Source organism: Paenibacillus sp. S-38 (assembly GCF_049942825.1).
GTDB lineage: Bacteria > Bacillota > Bacilli > Paenibacillales > NBRC-103111 > Paenibacillus_G.
The window spans coordinates 6,910,605-6,932,673 of the sequence record NZ_CP187970.1 but is presented as its reverse complement, the minus strand read 5'-3'; the positions used below and the strand labels follow the sequence as shown (position 1 = coordinate 6,932,673).

Here is a 22,069-nt window from a genome sequence, read left to right as displayed (position 1 = left end):
TTTCTGAAAATTCCCAGGGGGGAAACCATGGAAGTCAAACATTACTTGCAAATACTTCGGAGATACATATGGTTGATACTGGGAGCGACAGTGATTGCCAGTTTGTGTACGGCACTGGTAAGCGTACAGTATTTGCCGCGGGTCTACCAAGCTTCGGTTAAGCTTCTGATCAACAGTGAAGGCAAGGGCAATGGAGTCGACATCAGTTCGATCAATACCAACCTTAAGCTGATCAAGACCTATTCGGAGATTCTTCAGACCTCAGCCGTGCTGGAGAAGGTGGCGGCGGCTTATCCGGAATTCATGCTCACTCCTGAGCAAATGGCAAAGATGCTGCAGGTCAAACAGTCTTCGGACTCCCAGGTAATGACACTGGTGGTTCGGGATACGGATTACAGACGAGCTGCTGAAACGGTGAATGCCATATCATACACGTTCCAGAAAGAAATTGAGAATGTCATGAAGGTCAGCAACATCAATGTGTTGGGACTTGCGAACCCCGAGAAACCTGCCCAGCCGGTTCTTCCCAATACGCAGCTGAATGTTCTTGTCAGCGTGCTTGTCACGCTTCTGCTCGGTGTCGGTTTTGCTTTCCTGCACCATATGCTGCAGAACACCGTTAAGAATGAGAAAGACGTGGAAGAGCTGCTGGGGCTGACGGTGCTGGCCGCCATCCCCACTGCCAAACCCAAAGATGTCGCTCTGCAATTATCCCCAAGCGGTCGAAAGGTAGGAGAGATTCCTTATGCCACAGCGAAGCAGTAAGAACAACGTCATTATTACGGAAGCCAACCCCCAGTCTCCGATCAGCGAGTCCTATCGTACGTTAAGGACGAACATCGATTTCTCCCTGGTGGACAACGACAACAAAGTGATCATGGTCACCTCCACCCAGCAGGCGGAAGGCAAAACGACGACGGCGGTGAATATGGCCGTAGCCTATGCTCAAGCTGAGAAGAAAGTACTGGTCGTCGATGCCGACATGAGAAGACCTAATGTGCATAACATGTTCCGGCGTCCGAACCGGGTAGGTCTTTCGAACCTGCTGGCCGGACAGTATACGGTCCAGGAACTGATCACCGAAACTCACATTCCTCATTTAGAATTGATTTCCGCGGGTGTCATCCCCCACAATCCTTCCGAACTGCTCTCATCCGAAAGATGGGTCCAATTCATCGAATTCGCCAAGAACAAGTATGACGTGGTAATCGTCGACACGCCTCCGGCACTCAGCCTTCCGGATGCTCAGCTGGTAGCCGGACACAGCGACGGGGTGGTCATCGTGATCGATGTCGGTAAAGTGAAACGCGAAGCCGTCAAAAAAATGAAAAGCAATCTCGAGCACGCCAAGGGTCGCATTCTCGGCGTTGTGCTCAACAATATGAACAAAAAAGAAGCCGGCACCTACGCTTATCAGTATTAAGATGGGGCTGCCGAAACAATAGAAAAGTCTCATGCTTCAGGTAATGTCTACTGCACCTTTATCACTGTAGGCACTCGATCATGCTGTGGGCTCAGCGAGCCTTAGACGTCAATCGTCGGTGGTGTGATGTGAGGTTGGGTTGAATGCCCTCTCTCCGAACCAATAAAAATTCTAGTTATATTGTCTTGGTAGAGTAAGACAATATAGCTAGCTTTTTTATCTCAACATACATGCAGTGTAGGTTTGTCTTAGACAAAGAAAAGAGTAGGAGGGAAACCAAATGAAAAAAGTAAGAAAAGCAATTATTCCCGCAGCAGGACTTGGAACAAGGTTTTTGCCCGCTACGAAGGCGATGCCCAAAGAGATGCTTCCCATCATAGACAAGCCTACCATCCAGTATATTGTGGAAGAAGCCGTGGAGTCCGGAATTGAAGATATCATCATCGTGACTGGTAAAGGCAAACGGGCCATCGAGGATCATTTTGACCATGTTCACGAGCTTGAACATAATCTGAACGAAAAAGGCAAGCTGGAGCTTCTGGAGGAGGTTCGCCGCTCTTCGAAGGTGGAGCTGCACTTTATCCGTCAGAAAGAACCGAAAGGTCTTGGACATGCCGTATGGACCGCCCGCAAGTTTATCGGCAACGAGCCGTTCGCGGTACTTCTCGGTGACGACATTGTCTCTGCGGAGAAGCCGTGCCTGAGACAGCTCATCGAGCAGTACGAGCAGACGGGTTCCTCGGTCATCGGCGTTCAGAAGGTATCCGATGAAGAAACGAACCGTTACGGGATCATTGATCCGGCACAGAATCAGGAACGTCTCTATGAAGTGCGTAAGTTTGTTGAAAAGCCGGCACTGGGCACGGCGCCTTCCAACCTGGCGATCATGGGCCGCTACGTGCTGACCCCGGAAATCTTCGATATCCTGTCTCTGCAGGAGCTCGGAGCGGGCGGGGAGATCCAGCTGACCGATGCGATCCAGAAGTTGAACGAACTGCAGCGGGTGTATGCCTACAACTTTGAGGGCACTCGCCATGACGTCGGCGAGAAGCTTGGTTTCATACTGACGACCCTTCAATTCGCAATGAAGTCGAAGGATCTTCGCCAGCCGGTGCTGAACGCAATCAAAGAAACCCTTGCCAACCACAAGCTGATTGACGTGATTGGCTAATCGATCCGATTCATAATCCCGCAGGGCCCCGGAAGCAGGAAAGGAAGCTGCCGGGCCTTGCGAAACTCCAGTTGAGGTGATCGCAATGAACAAGAGCTCTAAAATTTATGTTGCCGGTCATCGTGGACTTGTCGGCTCTGCCATCGTCAGAAGGCTGCAGGCTGAAGGCTACGACAACCTGGTATACCGCACATCGCAGGAGCTCGATCTCCGCGATTCGGGTGCTGTGAATGCCTTCTTCGCATCGGAGGACATTGAGTACGTGTTCTTGGCTGCGGCTAAAGTAGGCGGTATCGTAGCGAACAACGAATATCCGGCCACCTTTATCCGGGATAATCTGATCATTCAGACGAACGTTATTGACTCGGCTTACCAACACGGTGTAAAGAAGCTGATGTTTCTCGGAAGCACATGCATCTATCCGAAGTTCGCACCTCAGCCTATGAAGGAAGAGGATCTGTTGACGGGCATTCTTGAGCCGACGAATGAGCCATACGCTATCGCCAAGATCGCCGGTATCAAAATGTGTCAGAGCTATAACCGCCAATACGGCACGAGCTATATCTCCGTCATGCCGACGAACCTCTACGGTCCGAACGATAATTTCGACCTGAAGAACTCCCACGTCCTGCCTGCCATGATCCGCAAGTTTCATGAGGCGAAGACGGAAGGCAAACCGGTGGTTGAGCTGTGGGGTACGGGCACGCCGCGCAGGGAATTCCTGCACGCGGATGACCTGGCCGATGCGTGCGTATATCTCATGAATACTTACAATGACAGCGATATTGTGAATATTGGTGTTGGAGAAGACATTGCGATTCGTGAGCTGGCCGAGAAGATTCAGCAGATTGTCGGCTATACGGGCGATGTCGTTTACGACTCCAGCAAGCCTGATGGCACGCCGAGAAAACTTGTAGACGTAACGAAGTTGAACGGTTTGGGCTGGAAGGCGAATATCTCGCTTGACGAAGGTCTTGCTTCCACATACGAATGGTTCCTGCAAACACAGCAGCAGCAGCTAAGAACACTCACGAACATATAGGAGGAATATACACATGAAATCAGCACTTATTACTGGGGTTACCGGTCAAGACGGGTCGTATCTGGCGGAGTTTTTGCTTGAGAAAGGCTACAAGGTATATGGTCTTCGCCGCAGAACAAGCACACCTAACTACGAAAACGTGCAGGCGATCAAAGACCAGATCGAATGGATCTCCGGCGACCTGACAGATCTTCCATCCTTGATCGAAGCCGTACGTATCGCTGATCCGGACGAGGTTTATAACCTGGCTGCCCAGTCCTACGTGGCGGCATCGTGGCCCCAGCCGATCCTGACAGGCAACATCACGGCACTCAGCGTGACGAACATGCTGGAGGCCGTACGGATCGTGAAGCCGACCGCTCGCTTCTATCAGGCATCAAGCAGCGAGATGTTCGGTAAAGTGCTGGAGGTTCCTCAGAAAGAAACCACTCCGTTCTATCCGCGCAGCCCTTACGGTGTTGCCAAAGTATACGGACACTGGATTACCGTCAATTATCGTGAAAGCTTCGACATGTTCGCATGCTCCGGTATTTTGTTCAACCACGAATCCCCGCGCCGCGGCCTGGAATTTGTAACGCGCAAAATCACCGACGGCGTTGCGCGCATCAAGCTGGGACTCCAGACCGAACTGCGTCTCGGCAACTTGGATGCACTCCGCGACTGGGGCTTTGCAGGGGACTATATCAAAGCCATGTGGCTGATGCTGCAGCAGGATACACCGGAAGATTTTGTCATCTCTACGGAAGAGACTCATTCCGTACGTGAATTCCTTGAAGTGGCCTTCTCTTACGTAGGTCTGAACTACGAAGACTATGTTGTTCTGGATCCGAAGTTCGTCCGTCCGGCTGAAGTAGACCTTCTGATCGGTGACTGCACGAAGGCGAAGGAGAAGCTCGGCTGGAAGCAGGAAGTGAACTTCACGCAGCTGGTACACATGATGGTTGACGAAGACATCAAGCGCGTTCAGGCCGAAGCACGTTACGCCAATGCAATGGCATTAAGCTAAACCTGGTTCACCGAGATGCGCAGCGCATTCCATAAAATCTTCGGCAAGGCCAAGCAAATGGGGAAGACACGTGACTTTAAGAACCTGACTTACAGTTCGATTGAGTTTATCGTCAACCCTCTGATTACGATATTAATCACTCCGCTGCTTCTGAAGATGCTGGGTGCGGAATTCTATGGAAGCTGGATTCTCATGGGATCCCTTGTTGCCATCCTGAGTGTCACGAACCTCGGGGTGAGCAGTTCTGTAGTCAAATTCGGCTCAGCCTATCTGGAGACGCAGGACTATCTTTCGTTTAACCGTGTACTGCGTTTTACCATGGCCCTCTGTTTGTTGATCGGAGTAGGTACGACGGTTCTGCTGTACCTGCTGGGTCCAAGTCTCCTCTTTTTGTTCCAGAACGTTACCGGGGAGACGGGGGAACAGATCGTTGCAGCTACACGGGTGCTGGGCGCCGTCGTTGGAGTAAAGATCATCAGCAGTGTATTTGCTGCCGTATGCATGGCACATCACCGGTACGACGTCCTGAATAAGACGAACATGCTCGTCAACGTGGTCACGAACCTGATGAGTGTGGTGCTGGTCTACTTCGGGTTCAAACTGCTCGGTCTTGTCGTTTTGATGCTACTGATGTCGGTAGGTGCAGCGGGCTTTCAATATATGATCGGCCGCAGGCTGAGCCCAGAACTCAACTATACGCCGCGTTGGGATAGAGAGGCTTCCAGGACGGTGCTCGGGTACGGCATGTACTCCTGGCTGCAGGTAATCAGCAGTGTTATCTACACGCAGATGGACCGGGTCATTATCAGCTCCATCCTGGGGCCCGCGGCGCTGGGCATTTACTCCGTATGCATGCAGCTTGCAGCTAAGCTGCACGAGATTCCGGCGGCGGCTGGTGCCTTTCTCTTCCCTAAGTTCAGCTCTCTTCGAGAGAGCGGTAATATGGAAGAGCTGAAGAAGGTATATATCTTTGCCAACAAAATTGTCATTCTGGCGGTCACCGCTCTCAGCGTACCGATGTTTCTGTACGCTGAGAGCATTTTGACCGTGTGGATCTCGCCGGAATTTGCGGCCGAAGCTTTCACGCTTCTGCGACTGCTGATTGTCGGGGTTGCCTCGGGTACGGTGGCGATCGTGGCATTTTATTATTTGAACGGAACCGAATATGTGAAATTGAACACAGGAATTAATTTTGGAACAAGTGCGGCTACGCTGCTCGGCAGCCTGCTGCTCGTTCCGCTGCTCGGCATCCCGGGCGCCGCCTTCTCCCGTATGCTTGGATTTCCGATCGGGGTCGGTGCCAGGGTGTTTATAGAGTTTCGTCTCATGGGCCTGAAGCTGAAGCTGCTGCTCGGGACGCTCATTCCTCCGGTATGCTTGTTTTTGCTCAGCGGGCTGTGGGTATTCTGGACGGGCGGACCTTCGGCGGGTACGCTGATTTCCCTGCTGCTGCAGCTGGCGGCGGCCGGGACGGTTGTGCTGATTCTAATAGGTGTGCTTCTGTTTGGAATGGATATACTGTCTCTTCGTATCGGGAGACTGCGTAAAAGGGAAAGGGAAGAGGCCGTGTGAAACCAAGAGTGATGTTCATGACCAACATACCAAGTCCATACCGGGTTGATTTTTTCAATGAACTCGGCAAGCATTGTGACTTGACCGTTTGGTTCCAGGCGAAGAACGAAGCGAACCGGGAGTGGAAGGTAGATGGCATCGGCCGCCACTTCCAGTACAAATTTCTTCCGGGACGTACCTTCGGTCTCGATAAGCACTTGAACTTCTCCGTATGGAAGGAGCTGCAAAGCAACCGGTTCGATGTGCCGATTATGGGCTGCTACAGCTCGCCGACGGAGATGATGGCCATTCAATGGCTTCGCATGAGGCGGATCCCGTTCATCCTGAACTCCGATGGCGGTTTTCCGGCCCCTGAAGAGTCGCGGTTCAAACGCAATTTGAAGAGAGGGCTGATCTCCAGCGCTTCTTTCTGGCTGTCGTCCGGGAAGAACTGTACGGAGTATTTGACCTATTACGGGGCCAAAGCGGATCAGATCCATGAGTATCCGCTGAGCTCGGTGCACTATACTTCCGATCAGCTCCGGCCCTTGAGTCCGGAGCGGCATGCCGAATTGAAGCGGAAGCACAATCTGAAGGGGACCGTCTTTCTGTCGGTAGGGCAGTTCATTGAGCGCAAAGGATTGGATCTGCTGCTGCGCTCCTTCCGGGAACTGAACGCTCCCGATGCAAGTCTTCTCCTGATTGGCGGTGGTCCGCAGGAAGAGGAGTACAGGGCATACCTCCGGGAGAATCGGGTGGAGAACGTCGTGATTCTGCCCTTCCTTCAGAAGGAAGAGCTGATCGAGTACTACAAAGTATCCGACGCTTTCGTGCTTCCTACGCGGTATGACGTGTGGGCTTTGGTCCTCAACGAGGCCATTATGTTCGGTCTGCCGCTGATCTCAACTACGATGGCCGGCGCTTCACATGATCTGATCGAGGATGGCCGGAACGGATACATGATTCCCGTGGATGACGGGCAGCGGCTCACTTCCGCGCTGCTCGGCATTCTGGAGTCGCCGGAACGCCGAGCACGGTTCGGGGAACGAAGCTTGGAGATTGCCGACCGGTATTCGATGGACCATATGGTGGATGCCCATCTCGAAGCCTTGGAACGATTTCTCGGCCGGCATAGAAGTGAGGCTATATGAGTACAAAATTCATGTTTTTTGATACGTCCAATGACGGACATCACTTTTACTACAACTGGACGGCTATTCAAGGGGTCCGCGAGAAGGAACCGGATGCGTTGTGCTGCTATGCGACCACCTCCATGGAACCGGAACAATCTAGGAGCCTGGCGGAGGCGGGGATTTCCATGATGGTCATGGACTCCGAGCCGCCGAAGCTCCCAGCTGTCCTAGGGCGGACCGTGATGCTGTACCGTCTGATCCGGTACTGCCGGAAGAACGGGTACCGCAAGCTTCACCTGCTGTATCTCGATTGTCTGCTGATTCCGCTGCTGCTGGTATGGCCCTTGCTTTTGGGTTTGCACTGCACAGCCACTATGCATTGGTATCCTACGCGTCCGAGCAAGCAGCGGGCCCTTTCTTTTTTTCTGGGCCTTGGCGTGATCCGCCAGCTTATCGTGCACGGAGAGTATACGAAGCGCTACACCGTGGAGCGGGTCCGTTCTTCCGCTAAAGGTGCGGTGGAGAGTATTCTCTACCCCCAGCTGCACCCTCAGCATCCCGACCCCGAACAGGACGAGGCGATGAAGCTCAGATGGGGGGCTGCCGCACCGGGACCGTATGTACTGGCTTTCGGCGGCACGCGTTATGACAAGGGCCTGGATCTGCTCCTTCAAGCGATCGCCAAGGTGGAGGAGCCATGTACACTGGTCATTGCAGGCAAGGAGGAGCATTTCACCCGCAAGGACATCGAGGAATGGAAGAAGCGCCTTCCATCCCATTGTCATGTGGTGACGGAGCTCGGATACATTGCCGACGAGGCGGTGTCTTCCTACTTCGATTCCTCCGATCTGATCGTGCTGCCCTACCGCCGGATGTTTACGGGCCAGAGCGGTCCGCTGACGGAAGCGGTGGTGCGCAACAAGCTCGTCATAGGTCCCGATCACGGAGAAGTCGGGTTTACAATCGAGCATTATCAGCTCGGTCTCGTCTTCCAATCGGAAGATGTGGATGATCTAGCCAAGCAGATCAACTATGCCCTGCGCCACCGGGCGGATCTGGCTGAGAAAATCAATGCCAGCCAAAACCATTACCGTCAATTAATCCAACCGGAGTTTTTTATGGATAAGTATGGAAAAACACTGGGGGCGTAAGTTCAACTACATGAAAGGAGTAGACCATGCTGCTGCGAGTTAAGGTCTTGCTGCTTCTTATCGCTACTTTCATGATGCGGCCGACCGCTTTCGGACAGAACCTGTCAAGCTTAGCCATGGTGCTGAGCTTGGGGGCGGTCTACTTCCACATGGCAGAGCAATCCATCATTAAAAACGTTCGCTTCACCCGGCACATTCAATTCGTGCTGGTCGTCAGTATCATCATGTGGGTATACTTTTTTGCCCACGCGGGTGTGCAGGGCGGCATGAACTTTGAATTTGTCATCAAGGCGGCCGTGGCCCACATCGTCATCCTGTTCTCTTTTGCGCTTGTGCTGAGCGACGAGAGGGCGAACCAGAAGTATTTCCGCGGCTTTATCTTCATCATGATGGGCTTCGTCATCTCGTACTATATCAGCGTGCTGCTGACGGCCTTCGTGCCCTGGGAATCTCTCTATCTGTTCAAAATCAATGTAGAGACCTACGAATCGACGGGGAATACTTATTTCCCTTTCACCATCTTATACAGCTTCATAGAGATGCCTGGGCTCAATCTGCCGAGGCTGCTTGGCCTGTTCCGTGAGGCCGGTATCTTCCAGGCCTTCTTGATCTGGGCGATCTTCTCTTTGGAGTCCTACAATTTGGATCGCAAGTGGATTCAAATTGTGCTCTTTTTTGGCGTTGCGGCGACTTTATCCACAAGTGGATTGGCTATTTATTTCGTCGCACTGGCGATGCGGTATTTATTTAACCGCAGAGGTATCAAGGCCATCCTCATTTTCGCGTTCATGTTCTATGCGGCCTTCTTCGCCCCGTTTATCGGTCTGAACGATAAGTCCGAGAAGCTGGGCGCTTCAGTGACGGACCGCTCGGATGCGACATGGGAAGGGCTTCAATTGTTCATGGATAACCCCTTCGGGGTGGGGCTGTACAATACGGGATATAACAATGCGGACCAGCTTGGCATTAACCTCCTGTCATCGAGCTATATGATCGGGATTATAGGGGTCCTGCTGGTGATAACCGTCTATTTCGCCACCGTGTTCTGGGTGGAAGACAAGGCGCAGTATCTGGTGGCCGTGACTCCTTTGTTCCTGACACTGCTGATCTCACAGCCGGTACTGGACGCCCCGCTGTTCTACATTATGCTGATGGCTGCTTACAAGAAGCCGCAGGAAAAGGAGCTGCCTCTGGAACAGCGTGTGCTGTGGCAGGAGCCGCGAGCTCCGGTAGCCGGCCCATAGAGGCAGGTCCTAAGTTTACCCGGGAAGGGGGAGGGTCTCATGAAGCATATCTTATATATTCAGCCTTATGCCAGCCAGGTCGGCGGCGTGGATACGGTGCTGCTGCAGCTGGTGGAGGGACTCGACCGGTCGCGTTACCGCGCATTCGTACTGCTTCCCGGTCCGAGTCCCTACGTGGCCAAGTATGAAGCGGCCGGCGCCACCGTGCTGTTCGGGCAGCTGGCCGTCTTTGGCAAGCCGACGGATCTGTTCTACTATCCGCGCAATCTGGCTAAGCTGTGGGTTACGGTCCGCACGGTAATGCGGGTGATCCGCGAACATAGGATCGATATTGTGCATTCGCACAAAATGGAGCTCATGGGCGGCAATATCGCGGCGAAGCTGATGCGGGTGCCGGCGGTGCAGACCGTTCATGAGCTGCCGCGCAGGCCCTTGTTCGCTTATCAGGCGGTAGGTTATCTTAATCACTATTTCAATGATAAGGTTATCGTCCTCTGCGAGCGGAGCAAGATTATGTTCAACTGGGGATCGAGGGTCTCAGACAAGCTGCTGAAGATCTACAACGGGATCGACTTCAAGAAGGAGCTTGCCGCACTTGGAGGCAGTGAGATCCGGAAGGAGCTTGGCATTCCGGCTGATGCGCAGATCGTCATAGCCGTAGCGCGCCTGTCCCCGATGAAGGGAATGGAATACTTCATCCAGGCGGCCGACCGGCTCAAGAAGCAGGGCAGGGCGTATCATTTTCTTATTGTGGGAGATGTGGCTTTCGACCATGAGAAGGCCTATAAGCAGAAGCTGATGGATATGGCCCAGGAGTTCGGGCTGAACGGCACGCTTCACTTCCTGGGGCTTCGCAGAGACGTTCCTGAGCTGCTCCGGCAGTCGGACTTGTTCGTCCTGCCTTCGGTCTATGATATCTTCCCTACGGTCATTCTCGAGGCCATGAGAGCGGGTCTGCCGGTAGTGGCGACGGATGTGGGCGGAGTGCCCGAGATGGTCAGGGAAGAGACCGGCGTGCTCGTCCCCGCGGAGAATCACGAAGCGCTTGCCGGCGGCATTGCGCGCGTGATGGATGCGGATTACCGGGCGATGGGCGAGAGAGCCCGCGAACTGGTCGAGATCGAATTCTCTCGTGAGGCTTACGTACGAAAAACAACCGACATATACGAGGAGCTATGGCAGTCGTATGAAAAATATAGTACGGCTAGATCTGTATAATCAAGACGGCTATTCCAGAGGGCGCAGCGGCATCGTTGTTCTCTTGTGGTGGCTGGTTCAGGGCAGCCTGTTCCGTTTCTCGCTTCATAACATGTACGGCTGGCGGAGGTTTCTTCTGAAGCTCTTCGGCGCCCGGATCGGAGCGGGAGCGAGGGTAAGGTCCACGGCCCGGTTTACTTACCCGTGGAAGGTAAGCATAGGAGAGCACTCCTGGGTAGGGGATTACGCGGAGTTCTACAGTCTGGACCGCATCGAGGTAGGAGCTCACTGCGTAGTCTCCCAGCAGGCTTACTTGTGCACGGGCTCACATCGAATGGACGATCCCAACTTCGGATTGATTACGAAGCCGATTGTCTTGAAGGACGGCGCTTGGGTGGCCAGCCGCTCCTTCGTGTATCCGGGCGTCACGATCCACGAGATGGGTGTGGTGGGTGCCTGCAGTACGGTAACCAAAGATGTGGGAGCTGGTGAAGTACATATCGGTTCTCCGGCCCGCTTCAAGAAATACAGATTCGAGGATAAGAGGTAGCCATGAAGAAAAAAATCGTATTTGTGATCAATTACTTTTATCCGGACTTCGCGTCGACGGGACAATTGATGACTTCTCTCTGCTTGCATCTGCAGGACAAATTCGATATTACGGTAATCGCTGCACAGCCGGGGTATGCAGGCCAGAAGTCGGAGGCGGCCGACAGGTTCGTCACCGACTACCTGGAGAATATTCGTATCGTAAGAATCAAACTCCCTGTGCTTGACAAAAGCAGCAAGTGGAGCCGTCTTCGCTATATTACCAGTTATTTCTTCCTGGCTACCTGGGCTATGCTTATGGAGAAGAAGACGGACATTGTCTATACCATTTCTTCTCCGCCGATCCTCGGCGGTTTGATTGGGACCATCGGCAAGGTATTGAAGAGAACCAAGCACGTCTACAATATTCAGGACTTCAATCCGGAGCAGGCGGAGGCCGTCAGCTTCACCAAGATGAAGTGGATGTACAGTCTCGCGCGGGTGCTCGATAACCTCAACTGCAAGCTGGCCGACCATATTATTACGGTCGGGCGGGATATGCAGGAGACTCTCGCCAAGCGCTTCGGCTACCGCGGCGTACCGGATAACTCGGTCATCAACAACTGGACCGAAGAGAACGAGATCGTGCCTCTGACGAAGGAGCATCCGCAGGTACGCGCTTTCCTCGAAGCGAACGGGCTGACCGACAAGTTTATTGTCATGTATTCGGGGAACCTGGGTCTATACTACGATCTCGAGAATATCATCACCGTAACCAAACATTTTGAAGCTGACGAGCGCGTGGCCTTTGTCTTTATCGGAGAAGGGGCCGTCAAGGGAAGAATGCAGCAGTTCGTGAAGGAGCATGGATTGAAGAACGTCCTCTTCCTCCCGTACCAGCCGAAGGATTACATCCGCTACTCGCTGAATGCGGCTGACGTCCACCTGGTTGTCAACCAGAAGGGCATTAAGGGCGTCTCGGTGCCCAGCAAGATCTATGGGGTCATGGCCTCCGGCAAGCCCATCCTGGGCGTTCTGGAGAACGGCAGCGAAGCCCACCGTCTGATTATGGAGAGCGAGTCGGGCTATGTTGTCGAACCGCAGGATTACCGGGGGATCACCGCGTGCATCGAGGCTATGGCGGCGACAGATTCTGCGGAACTTCGCAGAATGGGACTGAATGGGAGGACTTACCTCGAATCCTATCTCAAGAAGGAACAATCGATCGAAAAGTACAGTTTGCTGCTCGAAAGCATCTGAGGTATCTAACGCGGTCCCGGTTCGAAAAAGCGTGAAAGGCATGGAACCGCGTCGGATTTCCAAAAAATACTTGACAAGATACACTATGTATCATAAATTTAAAGTGGGTTTTCGATACAATTCGTATCCCGGCATGTCGCTTTATGAAAATATATGAAAATAAATAAAATAAACAAATCGGATGGAGGACCATTATGGAACTGAAGCAGTACGGGAAAATGATTCTGAAGCGAATATGGTATATTCTAGCGTTCGTGCTCATCGCGAGTGTAGGATCAGGTTTCTTCAGCTACTACTACGTCAAACCGGTTTATGAGGCTTCCAGCAAGATTATCGTCAACAAATCGAATGAAGTTAACGACGAGCTCAGCGTCGGAACGATCGATATGAATATCCGGCTCATCAATACGTACAAAGAGATCATCCTCACACCGGCGATTATGGATAAGGTCGTCGCCCAATACCCGGATTTGAAACTCAGCACCGAAGAGCTCATGAGAAAGATCAAGGTCAGCTCCGTCAATAACACCCAGGTGATGACATTAATCATGCAAGACACCTCCTACGAACGCGCAGCCAAAACCGTCAATGCGGTAGCGGAAGTGTTCAAAGCCGAAATCCCCCCAATTATGAAGGTCGACAACGTTACCATATTGAACGAAGCCAAGACAATCAGCAACCCAAGCCCAGTCAAACCGAATCATATTCTCAACACGCTAATCGGATTGATCGTCTCTCTGGTTATTGCAACCGGCGTAGTATTTGTTATTGAGTACATGGATGACACCATCAGAACCGAAGCGGATGTCGAACAAGCCCTTGGCCTGCCGACCCTGGCTGTGATTATGAAGGCCACGAAGACGGATATGAATTCAAACAAACCTACTTCCACGATCAACCGTACCGACTCCCCGGCCGTTGCAGCCAATCAGTAGTTCCTGAAGGTTCTCCATTGATCAGGTAATGTCTACTGTACCTTTATCACTGTAGGCACTCGGCCATGCTGTGGGTTTCGCAGCCTTAGACGCTAGTCGTCAGGGGTGTGGCGTGAGGAAGGGTTCAATGCCCTAATTTGCATGAAAGCTGAACATGCAGCGCAGACTGCAGATTGACCGGCAGCTCCATCCCTCCCGGGAAGGCGCTGTTGGCGCCTCATAGAAGCACAAGTTATGCAGTCTTGATGCATGTGAGACTGGGTGACCGCATACGCCGCTCGCAGCCTGCAGAGTTACGACAGGGCGGACTCGAGAAGGAACGTCACACCGTGTAGAGCTTCACTACGTGCAGCTTTATGTTCCAGCGGTAAGAAAGCATAACTGGTATCTTTTATGATACGATTCGTATCGTGCAACGAGATAAAATGGATCGGCTCTGAGCCTACAATTGTGGAGGTAGAAAACCATGAAGAAAGTAAGAAAAGCAATTATTCCTGCAGCAGGTCTCGGCACGCGTTTTCTGCCTGCAACCAAAGCCATGCCTAAAGAGATGCTTCCTGTCATTGATAAGCCGACGATCCAATATATCGTGGAAGAAGCTGTCGCTTCGGGGATCGAAGATCTTATCATCGTGACGGGCAAGGGCAAGAGGGCGATCGAGGATCATTTCGACCATGCCTTCGAGCTCGAGAAGAACCTGGAGGACAAGGGCAAGATGGACCTGCTTCGTGAGGTTCAGCGCTCGGCGAGCGTCGAAATCCACTATATCCGCCAAAAAGAGCCGAAGGGTCTCGGTCATGCCATCTGGTGCGCCAGAAGATTCATCGGTGACGAGCCGTTCGCTGTTCTGCTCGGGGATGACATTGTCCATGGGGAGACGCCGTGCCTTAAGCAGCTGATTCAGGAATACGACAAGACACAGAGCTCCGTGATCGGGGTTCAGCCGGTATCCCTGGAAGAAACGCAGCGCTACGGCATTGTCGATACAGGCATCAAGAACGGCCGGCTGTATGAAGTACAGAACCTAGTGGAGAAGCCGCCGCTCGGTAAAGCGCCGTCCAATCTGGCCATCATGGGTCGTTATGTGCTGTCGCCGCGCATCTTTGATTTCCTGGCACTGCATGAAACGGGTGCGGGCGGAGAAATCCAGCTCACCGATGCGATCCAGAAGCTGAGTGAAATTGAGAAGGTTTATGCCTATAACTACAGTGGCGTTAGATACGACGTCGGCGAGAAATTGGGATACATTCTTACGAACCTGGACTTTGCCCTGCAAAACAAGGAGCTTAATCAACCGCTCTTGAAGGCACTGGAAGAGCTGGTCGCACTAGAAGAAGCAGCCGAAACAATCGGGTAGAGGAGGATTCCAATGAGCGTTCCGAATTTATCAGAAGAGGGCAAAACCCTCGAAACCGGAGAATATTATTCAACCGCCGCTCTGAATCAAGGGTACGGGCATAACGTATATCTGGCAATGAAGCGCATGATCGACATCGTAGGAGCCATCGTCGGGTTGGTGATTACGGCACCGCTATTTCTCATCCTCGCGATTCTCATCAAGCTTGAAGACCCGAAGGGCCCCGTATTTTTCAAACAGCAGCGTGTAGGCAAGAACGAGGCGCTGTTCCACATGTTCAAATTCCGTTCCATGGTCTCCAATGCGGAAGAACTGCTCGCCCAGCTGCTCAGCCAGAATGAGGTCAGCGGTCATATGTTCAAAATGAAAAACGACCCGCGGATTACAAAGATCGGCCGGTTTATCCGGAAAACAAGTCTGGATGAGCTTCCTCAGCTCTGGAATGTCCTGAGAGGCGATATGAGTCTTGTCGGTCCGCGTCCGCCGCTTCCGCGGGAAGTGAAAGAGTATTCGAATTACCACAAACAGCGTCTCTCCGTTACGCCCGGCTGCACTGGGCTCTGGCAGGTTAGCGGAAGAAGCCAGCTCGGATTCGAGGAAATGGTCGAACTGGATTTGAAGTACATCGCAAACCGCAATTTGTTCTTTGACATAAAGATCATCTTCAAGACGGTGAGGGTACTGTTGGGATCGAAAGACGCATTTTGATATTTTACCGGAGGTCTCCAATGAAGAAAATCATATTTATTACCAACAGGCTTCCATTTCCCAACACCGATGGACGAAAAAATCTGCTTTCCCAGTATCTCACCCAGATCAAAGAAATTCACCCGGACAGCGAGATTATCAATATCTCCTTTGTTGATGATCCGAAATATCTGAGCGCCAAGCCGAAGCTTATCGACCGAATCATTACCATCGATTCGCCGGGTTTCTTCGAGAAAGTTTACAATGCGCTGGTCTATTCGCTCCTTCTCCGCAAGTGGCCTCTTCAGGTATCGGTCTACTACAGCAAGAAAAACCACAAGCTGATTGCCGAGACGATCCAGAAAGAGAATCCGGCCTACGTCATCTACGATATGGTCCGGGTTGCCGAGTACACGGAGAAGCATCCGGCGAAGACGATCATGAGCTATGACGACCTGCTGTCCCTGCGATATCAGCGCCAGCTGGAGTGGTTCAAGTATATTCCTTCCGTATTCGGCGGATTTGCCGACAAGCTCCCTAAGTTCGCACGCGGAGCGGCTGAGTTGAAGTTCATTCAGAAGATGCTGATCCGTCTCGAGAGCCGGCTGCTTGAGAAGTACGAGCAATCGGTGGCGGGACGCTTCGATCATCTGATCTTCACCTCACCGAAGGAAGCGGAACACTTCAAGGATATCGTTCGGCATGAGTCGTGCCACGGCATTCCGATGAAGATAGATCCGGTTGCCGCCGGCGGCAGCGAAGATGCGCGCCAGTATGACCCGAACAAGATCGTATTCGTCGGTAAAATGGATATTCCGCACAACTGTTCCGCTGTCTTTTACTTCTGCGAGAAGATCTGGCCCCAAGTTAAGAAGCACCAGCCTGACGCGAAGTTCTACATTGTCGGGAAGAATCCTACAAGAGAAGTGCTGCAGCTGGAGAAGCAGTATCCAGACGTTATTGTCACAGGGGAAGTGAATGATGTTAAAAAGACCGTGATGGACTCGGCATTAATGATCGCGCCGCTGCTCTTCGGTACGGGAATCAAGACGAAGATCGTCGAGGCGATGTCTTGGGGAATTCCTGTAGTGACCAATGCCATTGGCAGCGAAGGCATCAATGCGAGCCACCGGAAAGATTTGTTTATCAGCGAGAATGACGAGGAAATGGTTCAGAACATCCTTCAGCTGCTGAATAACGCGGAGATGAATCATTCGATGTCCAAGAACTCGATCGATTATGTGTCTCAGCACTTCAGCAGTACGGTTACGAAGGAAAAACTGGAGCTGATCCTGGTTTAGCAGCAGCAGAAATTTAAGAATATAAGTGTGGTGCCTCTGATGAAATCGCTCATCTTTTCCTTGTTTTTCATAGGAATTGCCGTATTGACCTACGACAGTTTGCCTTACTTCGAGTTTTCGGTATATCGGCCGATAGCAATCTTTCCGCTGTTTGCAGCCTCCATGCTGCTGCTCTTCGAAAGATTCCGGTTTCATCAGGGCGATTTCTTTCTCATCGCTTTCTTTATCTACAGCTGCAGCAATTCGTTAATCAAAGCAGCCGTATATAACGACCTTTCCAGCAGCATCAAACATATGATCACGCTGGTGATCGGGATCTCGATTTACCGGGTGGCGATGTATGCCGGGCAGCATATCAAGGAGCGGGCCGCCGGCACCGAGACGATGAACAAAGCATTAATGATTGCATTTGTCCCTGCCATTCTAGCCGGTTTCATGCAGTTCTTCGATGCCTTCTTCGTTCACAACGGGTTCTCCAAAGCACTTACCTCGCTGTTCTCCGAGCAGGTGTACCATAACCGGATTCAGATGCTGTCGGGTGAGCCCTCTTGGGCGGCGCTGCATATGATCACCGGCGGGCTTCTGATCTACTTCTTGTACGATAAGCAAAAGAAGAGGTCGTGGATGGTTATCGCTTTAGCCCTGCTGCTCATTATGACGTTCTCCGCTTATGCCTACGCCGTCATCCTGATCGCCTTCTTTATCTACATGCTGATTAACAGCAAGCAGCGCGTTAAGATGCTCGTCATTATGGGCCTGATGTTCTCGTTCATCTTTATTCTGGTTCCTTTTCTCATCAAAACGTTCGGGGTGAGCGGGTATTACACCCACCGGTTTAACCTGGATAACATGAGCATTGACTACTTGATGCGTACAGACAATTCGTTCTTTGTCCGTTTCGTCTTCCCGGTGATCGGCTTCATCGAGTTCGCGAGGCACCCCCTGACCGGGATGGGCGGAGGGTTCTACTACAGGGAATTCGCCGACACCCTGCTTCAGTATTTCGATGTCGGGCTGAAGTTCCGTGAAGTCAGCGACATGGTCCTGCGTACTCCGGATATGGCGACATCCAGGAACTTGTACTCGAAGCTGTTCAGTGAAGAAGGCTTCATCGGAGTCGTCCTGTTCTTCGGATTCCTGTTTACGATCTTCAAGCAAAGCTGCACGACACAGTACAGCAAATTCGTCTTTGCCATCTGTTTGTCGTCGGTTATGAACTTTGATTCCTATGCTTTTATTGATTTTTGGCTGTTGATCGGATTGATCCGCGGCGGATTCTTCGCAACTGAACCGGGGCTGCCGCTATTGACGGTGAAGGAGCAGCGCTTCTCGGTTAGTTCCGTGCCCCAGGCGCAATATCCAAGAATGGAGCCACGATTATGAGAATTGTCATCATGAACAGTTTGTATTCACCGGATATTATTGGTGGAGCGGAGATCTCGACGCAGATTCTTGCCGAAACCCTGTCCCAGCGCGGGATGGAGGTCAGCGTGGTCACCGTCGGTGCACAGAGCCGCTCAGCCGGAGTTATCCAGGATACAGTGAACGGGGTGGATGTAATCCGTCTGCCCCACAACAACCTGTACTGGCTTGGCGATTCGAAGAATAAGGGAAGCCTGAGCAAGGTAGGCAGAAGATTAATTGATATTTACAATCCGCTGCAGATCGAGGAAGTGCGCAGGGTGCTGCGGACGATCAAGCCGGATCTGATTCACACGCAAAACTTATCAGGACTTGGTACAGGCGTGTGGAAGGTTGCTTCCGAACTGAATATTCCGGTCGTTCATACGCTCCGGGATTATTCTCTTCTGTCCCCGATGAGCACAACCAACATTCATCCCATGATCAAGGGCTTATACAAGCAGCTCCCGATGAAGTTCAGTCGGGGCGTCTCGGCCGTGATTGGCATCTCCAGCCATATCTTGAACAAACACGTACAATCAGGTCTGTTCGCCCCGTCGAACAAGTACGTCATCCCCAATGCAGTGGATGGGGATATCCGAGTATCTCCCAAGAAAGTCAACCTCGGGAGCTTGGTCATCGGCTGCTTTGGCCGGTTGGAATCGGAAAAAGGTGTTCAGTATTTGGTTGAGGCTGTCAAAAAGCTGCCTCGCGATATGGTACAGAAGGTGTACATTTGCGGAGAGGGCGGCATGAAAGAGCAGCTTGTAAAGGACTGCGGAAATGATGAGCGCTTCGTGTTCACAGGCAAGGTGCCTCCTGCCGAAGCACGCAGGCTGATGGGAGAAGTGGATATCAGCATCGTACCGTCGACTTGGGATGAACCGTTCGGACGGGTCATCATCGAGTCTTATCAGGTGGGCACGCCGGTATTTGCGTCAACGGTCGGGGGCATTCCCGACGTTGTTACCAGACCGGAAGACTGCTTGTTCAAGCCGGGGGATGCAGATGCGATCGCTAACTCCATCCGCTCCTACTTCAACAAGACCAAAGAGCAAAAAGAAGAGCTTCATGCGCTCTGCCTGCAGCACTGCCATCTGTTCACAACCAGCGCTCTGGCAGCGAGGCATATGGAAGTGTACTCGCTGATTCTCGGCACGGTACTGGAGAATCCAAGGACGGAAGCCGCCCAAACCATGGACGCCATCAATGCTTAAACCTTGAAGTCATAGTGGGAGGACTCTATGCGCGTTTGGATGGGACCCAAATACAACGATACGAATATGTACAACCAGCTGCTCTCGGAATCGCTTGAGGGCATTGGGCTCGAAGTCAACGATGTTAAGCGGAAGCAGTTCAGCAAGCTGAAGCGCGGCGATGTGCTGCACGTTCATTGGATTCATCCGCTGTACCAGAAAAACAACATGCTGCTCTTTCTTATAAGAAGTCTGGTCATGATACTGGTATTCTCGTTTCTTCGGCTGAAAGGGGTTGTGCTGATCTGGACGATCCACAATCTCTATCCGCATCAGCATAAATTTCCAACTTTGGAACGGCTGACGAGGAAAACCGTTATTTCCCTTTGCACGAAATGTGTAACAGCCAGCGAGTTCATTAAGAAGCAGGTTGTGAAGGAATTCGGGGTGAAGCCGGATAAGATTGCGGTGATCCCGCACGGCCACTATCAAGGCGTGTATCAGCACCAAGGGAAGAACTACCGGGAGATCTACGGCATTCCCGAAAATGGCTATGTGTACCTCTTCATCGGTGCGATCAAGCCTTACAAAGGGGTGCAGCAGCTCGTTGAATCCTTCAACCGGATCAAGAACGAGAACACATACCTGGTGATCGCCGGCAAGCCTTCCAAAGACATGGAAGAGGTACTGGCCCGGTATCAGGGGCAGCAGAACATCATCATGGATCTGCGGTTTATACCGGATGAAGAGGTTGCCGACATCATCTCCATGTGCGATTCCTTCGTCCTGCCCTTCCAGGAGATCACCACTTCGGGATCGGCTATTCTGGCCCTGAGCTTCAAGAAGCCGATCGTCATTCCGAAGACCCCGTTCGTAGACGAGTACTTTACTCCGGAGATTGCATCCATCTACGACCCGGCCAAGGGGGAGCTCCTGGAGAGTGCCATGCTTCAGGTACAGAAGGTCGACCCGGTGCAAGTCGAGCCCGTTTACGAACATATCCTGGGCCGGCTGGACTGGAAGAACATTGCACTGCAGCTCAGCGAGATCTATCAGAACAGGCCTGCTCCCCGCGTCAGCAGGGCATTAGACAAAGGCTAAATACAAAACAATAGGATAGAGGGTGGCTTCATGAAAATCACTGTGATTGGTACGGGTTATGTTGGCTTGGTCTCCGGCGTTTGCTTTGCCGAACTTGGGAATGAAGTCGTATGCGTAGATAAAATCAAGGCTAAAATCGAAAGCTTGAACCGGGGTGAGGTTCCGATCTACGAGCCGGGCCTCGAAGAGCTGATCGCGAAGAACACCAAAGAGGGCAGACTTTCTTTCTCCGATAACCTGACCGCACCGGTGGAAAACTCCGAGATCATCATCATCGCCGTAGGAACGCCGCCTCTTCCGAATGGAGAAGCCGACCTGCAGTATGTCGATCAGGTAGCCCGCGATATCGCCCTTGCAATGAACGGATACAAGGTCGTCATGACGAAGAGCACCGTGCCGGTTGGAACCAATGAGCGCATTAAGGGCATCATCTCCGAGCTGACCACGCATCCGTTCGATGTCGTCTCCGTTCCGGAATTCCTGAGAGAAGGTTCGGCGATCAAGGACACGCTGAATCCGGACCGGATCATCATCGGCTCCGACAGCCCGAAAGCCCAGGAGCAGATTACCCTCCTGCACAAGCCGCTGACCGACAATATCATCATCACGGATATCCGCAGTGCCGAGATGATCAAATATGCTTCCAACGCATTCCTGGCGACGAAGATCTCGTTCATTAACGAAATTGCCAATATCTGCGAGAAGGTAGGCGCAGATGTGACCAAGGTAGCCATCGGCATGGGCTACGACAAACGGATCGGTTCTTCCTTCCTGCAGGCCGGTATCGGTTATGGCGGGTCCTGCTTCCCTAAAGACACAGGCGCCCTCATCCAAATTGCCGGGAATGTCAACTATGAGTTCAAGCTTCTGAAGGCTGTCGTCGATGTCAATACCGATCAGCGGTTCAACGTCATTGCGAAGCTGAAGGAATCGCTCGGCGACCTCAAGGACCGCACCATCGGCATCTGGGGGCTTGCCTTCAAGCCCAACACGGATGATATCCGTGATGCGCCGGCCATCGATATCGTGGAAGCCCTCGTGGCGGCGGGAGCACGTATTCGCGTGTACGACCCGATTGCCATGCCGAACTTCAAGCGGGTTGTCCAGCATGCTTCGATCGAGTGGTGCGACGAGCCTTACGAAGTGGCGACAGGCTGCGACGCGGTCTGCCTGCTGACCGAATGGGATGAATTCAAGAACGTCGACCTGATCCAGGCGGAAGCCCTGATGAAACAGCCGATCCTGATCGACGGGCGGAACGTGTTCTCCAAGGAGCAGATCGAAAAAACCAACTTCAGCTACTACTCTGTCGGCCGTCCGAGCATGACGAGACACTATAGAGAGCCTGTAAACAACTAATACAAATAGATAGAGGGAGTGATAGC

Annotated in this window: 20 protein-coding genes; all 20 read left to right on the top strand. The window is 52.3% G+C overall.

Annotated elements, in window-relative coordinates:
• Positions 1-27: 27 nt before the first annotated feature.
• The 20 genes from ACP26L_RS30245 (at position 28) to ACP26L_RS30150 (ending at position 22,043) form a co-directional block, all read left to right on the top strand.
• Positions 28-765, top strand: coding sequence for a YveK family protein (locus ACP26L_RS30245; protein WP_426449109.1), 738 nt, complete (start codon positions 28-30; stop codon positions 763-765).
• Positions 746-1,423: a CpsD/CapB family tyrosine-protein kinase gene (locus ACP26L_RS30240; RefSeq protein ID WP_426449107.1), complete on the top strand. Its 678-nt coding sequence runs from the start codon at positions 746-748 to the stop codon at positions 1,421-1,423. Before ACP26L_RS30245 ends, ACP26L_RS30240 begins: the two co-directional genes overlap by 20 nt.
• Positions 1,424-1,703: 280 nt before the next feature.
• The gene (gene galU, locus ACP26L_RS30235) at positions 1,704-2,594 is read left to right on the top strand and encodes a UTP--glucose-1-phosphate uridylyltransferase GalU (RefSeq protein ID WP_426449105.1); all 891 of its coding nucleotides are present in this window, start codon (positions 1,704-1,706) and stop codon (positions 2,592-2,594) included.
• Positions 2,595-2,679: 85 nt separating this feature from the next.
• Positions 2,680-3,636 carry a GDP-L-fucose synthase gene (gene fcl / locus ACP26L_RS30230; RefSeq protein ID WP_426449103.1) on the top strand — a complete coding sequence of 319 codons (957 nt, stop codon included), beginning with the start codon at positions 2,680-2,682 and terminating at the stop codon, positions 3,634-3,636.
• Between the two features lie 13 nt (positions 3,637-3,649).
• Positions 3,650-4,642: a GDP-mannose 4,6-dehydratase gene (gmd, locus tag ACP26L_RS30225; protein ID WP_426449101.1), complete on the top strand. Its 993-nt coding sequence runs from the start codon at positions 3,650-3,652 to the stop codon at positions 4,640-4,642.
• A 57-nt stretch (positions 4,643-4,699) separates the two neighbouring features.
• Positions 4,700-6,214 (top strand): lipopolysaccharide biosynthesis protein, encoded by a 1,515-nt coding sequence (locus ACP26L_RS30220; RefSeq protein WP_426449099.1) that lies wholly within the window; start codon positions 4,700-4,702, stop codon positions 6,212-6,214.
• 17 nt (positions 6,215-6,231) lie between these two features.
• Complete coding sequence (locus ACP26L_RS30215; RefSeq protein ID WP_426449097.1) at positions 6,232-7,344, top strand: glycosyltransferase family 4 protein; 1,113 nt, start codon at positions 6,232-6,234, stop codon at positions 7,342-7,344.
• The gene (locus ACP26L_RS30210; RefSeq protein WP_426449096.1) at positions 7,341-8,477 is read left to right on the top strand and encodes a glycosyltransferase family 4 protein; all 1,137 of its coding nucleotides are present in this window, start codon (positions 7,341-7,343) and stop codon (positions 8,475-8,477) included. Before ACP26L_RS30215 ends, ACP26L_RS30210 begins: the two co-directional genes overlap by 4 nt.
• A gap of 26 nt (positions 8,478-8,503) precedes the next feature.
• Complete coding sequence (locus tag ACP26L_RS30205) at positions 8,504-9,721, top strand: hypothetical protein (protein WP_426449094.1); 1,218 nt, start codon at positions 8,504-8,506, stop codon at positions 9,719-9,721.
• A 39-nt stretch (positions 9,722-9,760) separates the two neighbouring features.
• Entirely contained in the window at positions 9,761-10,939 is a 1,179-nt protein-coding gene (locus ACP26L_RS30200; RefSeq protein ID WP_426449092.1) for a glycosyltransferase, read from the top strand.
• Positions 10,908-11,468 carry a WcaF family extracellular polysaccharide biosynthesis acetyltransferase gene (locus tag ACP26L_RS30195; protein WP_426449090.1) on the top strand — a complete coding sequence of 187 codons (561 nt, stop codon included), beginning with the start codon at positions 10,908-10,910 and terminating at the stop codon, positions 11,466-11,468. Before ACP26L_RS30200 ends, ACP26L_RS30195 begins: the two co-directional genes overlap by 32 nt.
• A 2-nt stretch (positions 11,469-11,470) precedes the next feature.
• Positions 11,471-12,706 (top strand): glycosyltransferase family 4 protein, encoded by a 1,236-nt coding sequence (locus tag ACP26L_RS30190; protein WP_426449089.1) that lies wholly within the window; start codon positions 11,471-11,473, stop codon positions 12,704-12,706.
• Positions 12,707-12,900: 194 nt separating this feature from the next.
• Complete coding sequence (locus ACP26L_RS30185) at positions 12,901-13,641, top strand: YveK family protein (RefSeq protein ID WP_426449087.1); 741 nt, start codon at positions 12,901-12,903, stop codon at positions 13,639-13,641.
• A 466-nt stretch (positions 13,642-14,107) separates the two neighbouring features.
• Positions 14,108-14,998, top strand: coding sequence for a UTP--glucose-1-phosphate uridylyltransferase GalU (gene galU, locus ACP26L_RS30180; RefSeq protein WP_426449085.1), 891 nt, complete (start codon positions 14,108-14,110; stop codon positions 14,996-14,998).
• Between the two features lie 12 nt (positions 14,999-15,010).
• Positions 15,011-15,706: a sugar transferase gene (locus tag ACP26L_RS30175; RefSeq protein ID WP_426449083.1), complete on the top strand. Its 696-nt coding sequence runs from the start codon at positions 15,011-15,013 to the stop codon at positions 15,704-15,706.
• Between the two features lie 20 nt (positions 15,707-15,726).
• Complete coding sequence (locus ACP26L_RS30170; RefSeq protein ID WP_426449081.1) at positions 15,727-16,986, top strand: glycosyltransferase; 1,260 nt, start codon at positions 15,727-15,729, stop codon at positions 16,984-16,986.
• 39 nt (positions 16,987-17,025) lie between these two features.
• On the top strand, positions 17,026-18,369 hold the full coding sequence (locus ACP26L_RS30165; protein WP_426449079.1) for an O-antigen ligase family protein: 1,344 nt from the start codon (positions 17,026-17,028) through the stop codon (positions 18,367-18,369).
• Positions 18,366-19,604, top strand: a complete 1,239-nt coding sequence (locus ACP26L_RS30160) for a glycosyltransferase family 4 protein (RefSeq protein ID WP_426449077.1) — start codon at positions 18,366-18,368, stop codon at positions 19,602-19,604. Before ACP26L_RS30165 ends, ACP26L_RS30160 begins: the two co-directional genes overlap by 4 nt.
• Positions 19,605-19,631: 27 nt before the next feature.
• A complete protein-coding gene (locus tag ACP26L_RS30155) occupies positions 19,632-20,684 on the top strand; it encodes a glycosyltransferase (RefSeq protein ID WP_426449075.1) in 1,053 nt (350 codons plus the stop codon).
• Positions 20,685-20,714: 30 nt separating this feature from the next.
• The gene (locus ACP26L_RS30150) at positions 20,715-22,043 is read left to right on the top strand and encodes a UDP-glucose dehydrogenase family protein (protein WP_426449073.1); all 1,329 of its coding nucleotides are present in this window, start codon (positions 20,715-20,717) and stop codon (positions 22,041-22,043) included.
• The last annotated feature ends 26 nt before the right edge of the window (positions 22,044-22,069 follow it).

Coding starts and splice junctions, on each gene's coding strand:
- ACP26L_RS30245 (WP_426449109.1), top strand. CDS start 28: ATGGAAGTCAAACATTACTTGCAAATACTTCGGAGATACATATGGTTG.
- ACP26L_RS30240 (WP_426449107.1), top strand. CDS start 746: ATGCCACAGCGAAGCAGTAAGAACAACGTCATTATTACGGAAGCCAAC.
- galU (WP_426449105.1), top strand. CDS start 1,704: ATGAAAAAAGTAAGAAAAGCAATTATTCCCGCAGCAGGACTTGGAACA.
- fcl (WP_426449103.1), top strand. CDS start 2,680: ATGAACAAGAGCTCTAAAATTTATGTTGCCGGTCATCGTGGACTTGTC.
- gmd (WP_426449101.1), top strand. CDS start 3,650: ATGAAATCAGCACTTATTACTGGGGTTACCGGTCAAGACGGGTCGTAT.
- ACP26L_RS30220 (WP_426449099.1), top strand. CDS start 4,700: ATGGGGAAGACACGTGACTTTAAGAACCTGACTTACAGTTCGATTGAG.
- ACP26L_RS30215 (WP_426449097.1), top strand. CDS start 6,232: ATGACCAACATACCAAGTCCATACCGGGTTGATTTTTTCAATGAACTC.
- ACP26L_RS30210 (WP_426449096.1), top strand. CDS start 7,341: ATGAGTACAAAATTCATGTTTTTTGATACGTCCAATGACGGACATCAC.
- ACP26L_RS30205 (WP_426449094.1), top strand. CDS start 8,504: ATGCTGCTGCGAGTTAAGGTCTTGCTGCTTCTTATCGCTACTTTCATG.
- ACP26L_RS30200 (WP_426449092.1), top strand. CDS start 9,761: ATGAAGCATATCTTATATATTCAGCCTTATGCCAGCCAGGTCGGCGGC.
- ACP26L_RS30195 (WP_426449090.1), top strand. CDS start 10,908: ATGAAAAATATAGTACGGCTAGATCTGTATAATCAAGACGGCTATTCC.
- ACP26L_RS30190 (WP_426449089.1), top strand. CDS start 11,471: ATGAAGAAAAAAATCGTATTTGTGATCAATTACTTTTATCCGGACTTC.
- ACP26L_RS30185 (WP_426449087.1), top strand. CDS start 12,901: ATGGAACTGAAGCAGTACGGGAAAATGATTCTGAAGCGAATATGGTAT.
- galU (WP_426449085.1), top strand. CDS start 14,108: ATGAAGAAAGTAAGAAAAGCAATTATTCCTGCAGCAGGTCTCGGCACG.
- ACP26L_RS30175 (WP_426449083.1), top strand. CDS start 15,011: ATGAGCGTTCCGAATTTATCAGAAGAGGGCAAAACCCTCGAAACCGGA.
- ACP26L_RS30170 (WP_426449081.1), top strand. CDS start 15,727: ATGAAGAAAATCATATTTATTACCAACAGGCTTCCATTTCCCAACACC.
- ACP26L_RS30165 (WP_426449079.1), top strand. CDS start 17,026: ATGAAATCGCTCATCTTTTCCTTGTTTTTCATAGGAATTGCCGTATTG.
- ACP26L_RS30160 (WP_426449077.1), top strand. CDS start 18,366: ATGAGAATTGTCATCATGAACAGTTTGTATTCACCGGATATTATTGGT.
- ACP26L_RS30155 (WP_426449075.1), top strand. CDS start 19,632: ATGCGCGTTTGGATGGGACCCAAATACAACGATACGAATATGTACAAC.
- ACP26L_RS30150 (WP_426449073.1), top strand. CDS start 20,715: ATGAAAATCACTGTGATTGGTACGGGTTATGTTGGCTTGGTCTCCGGC.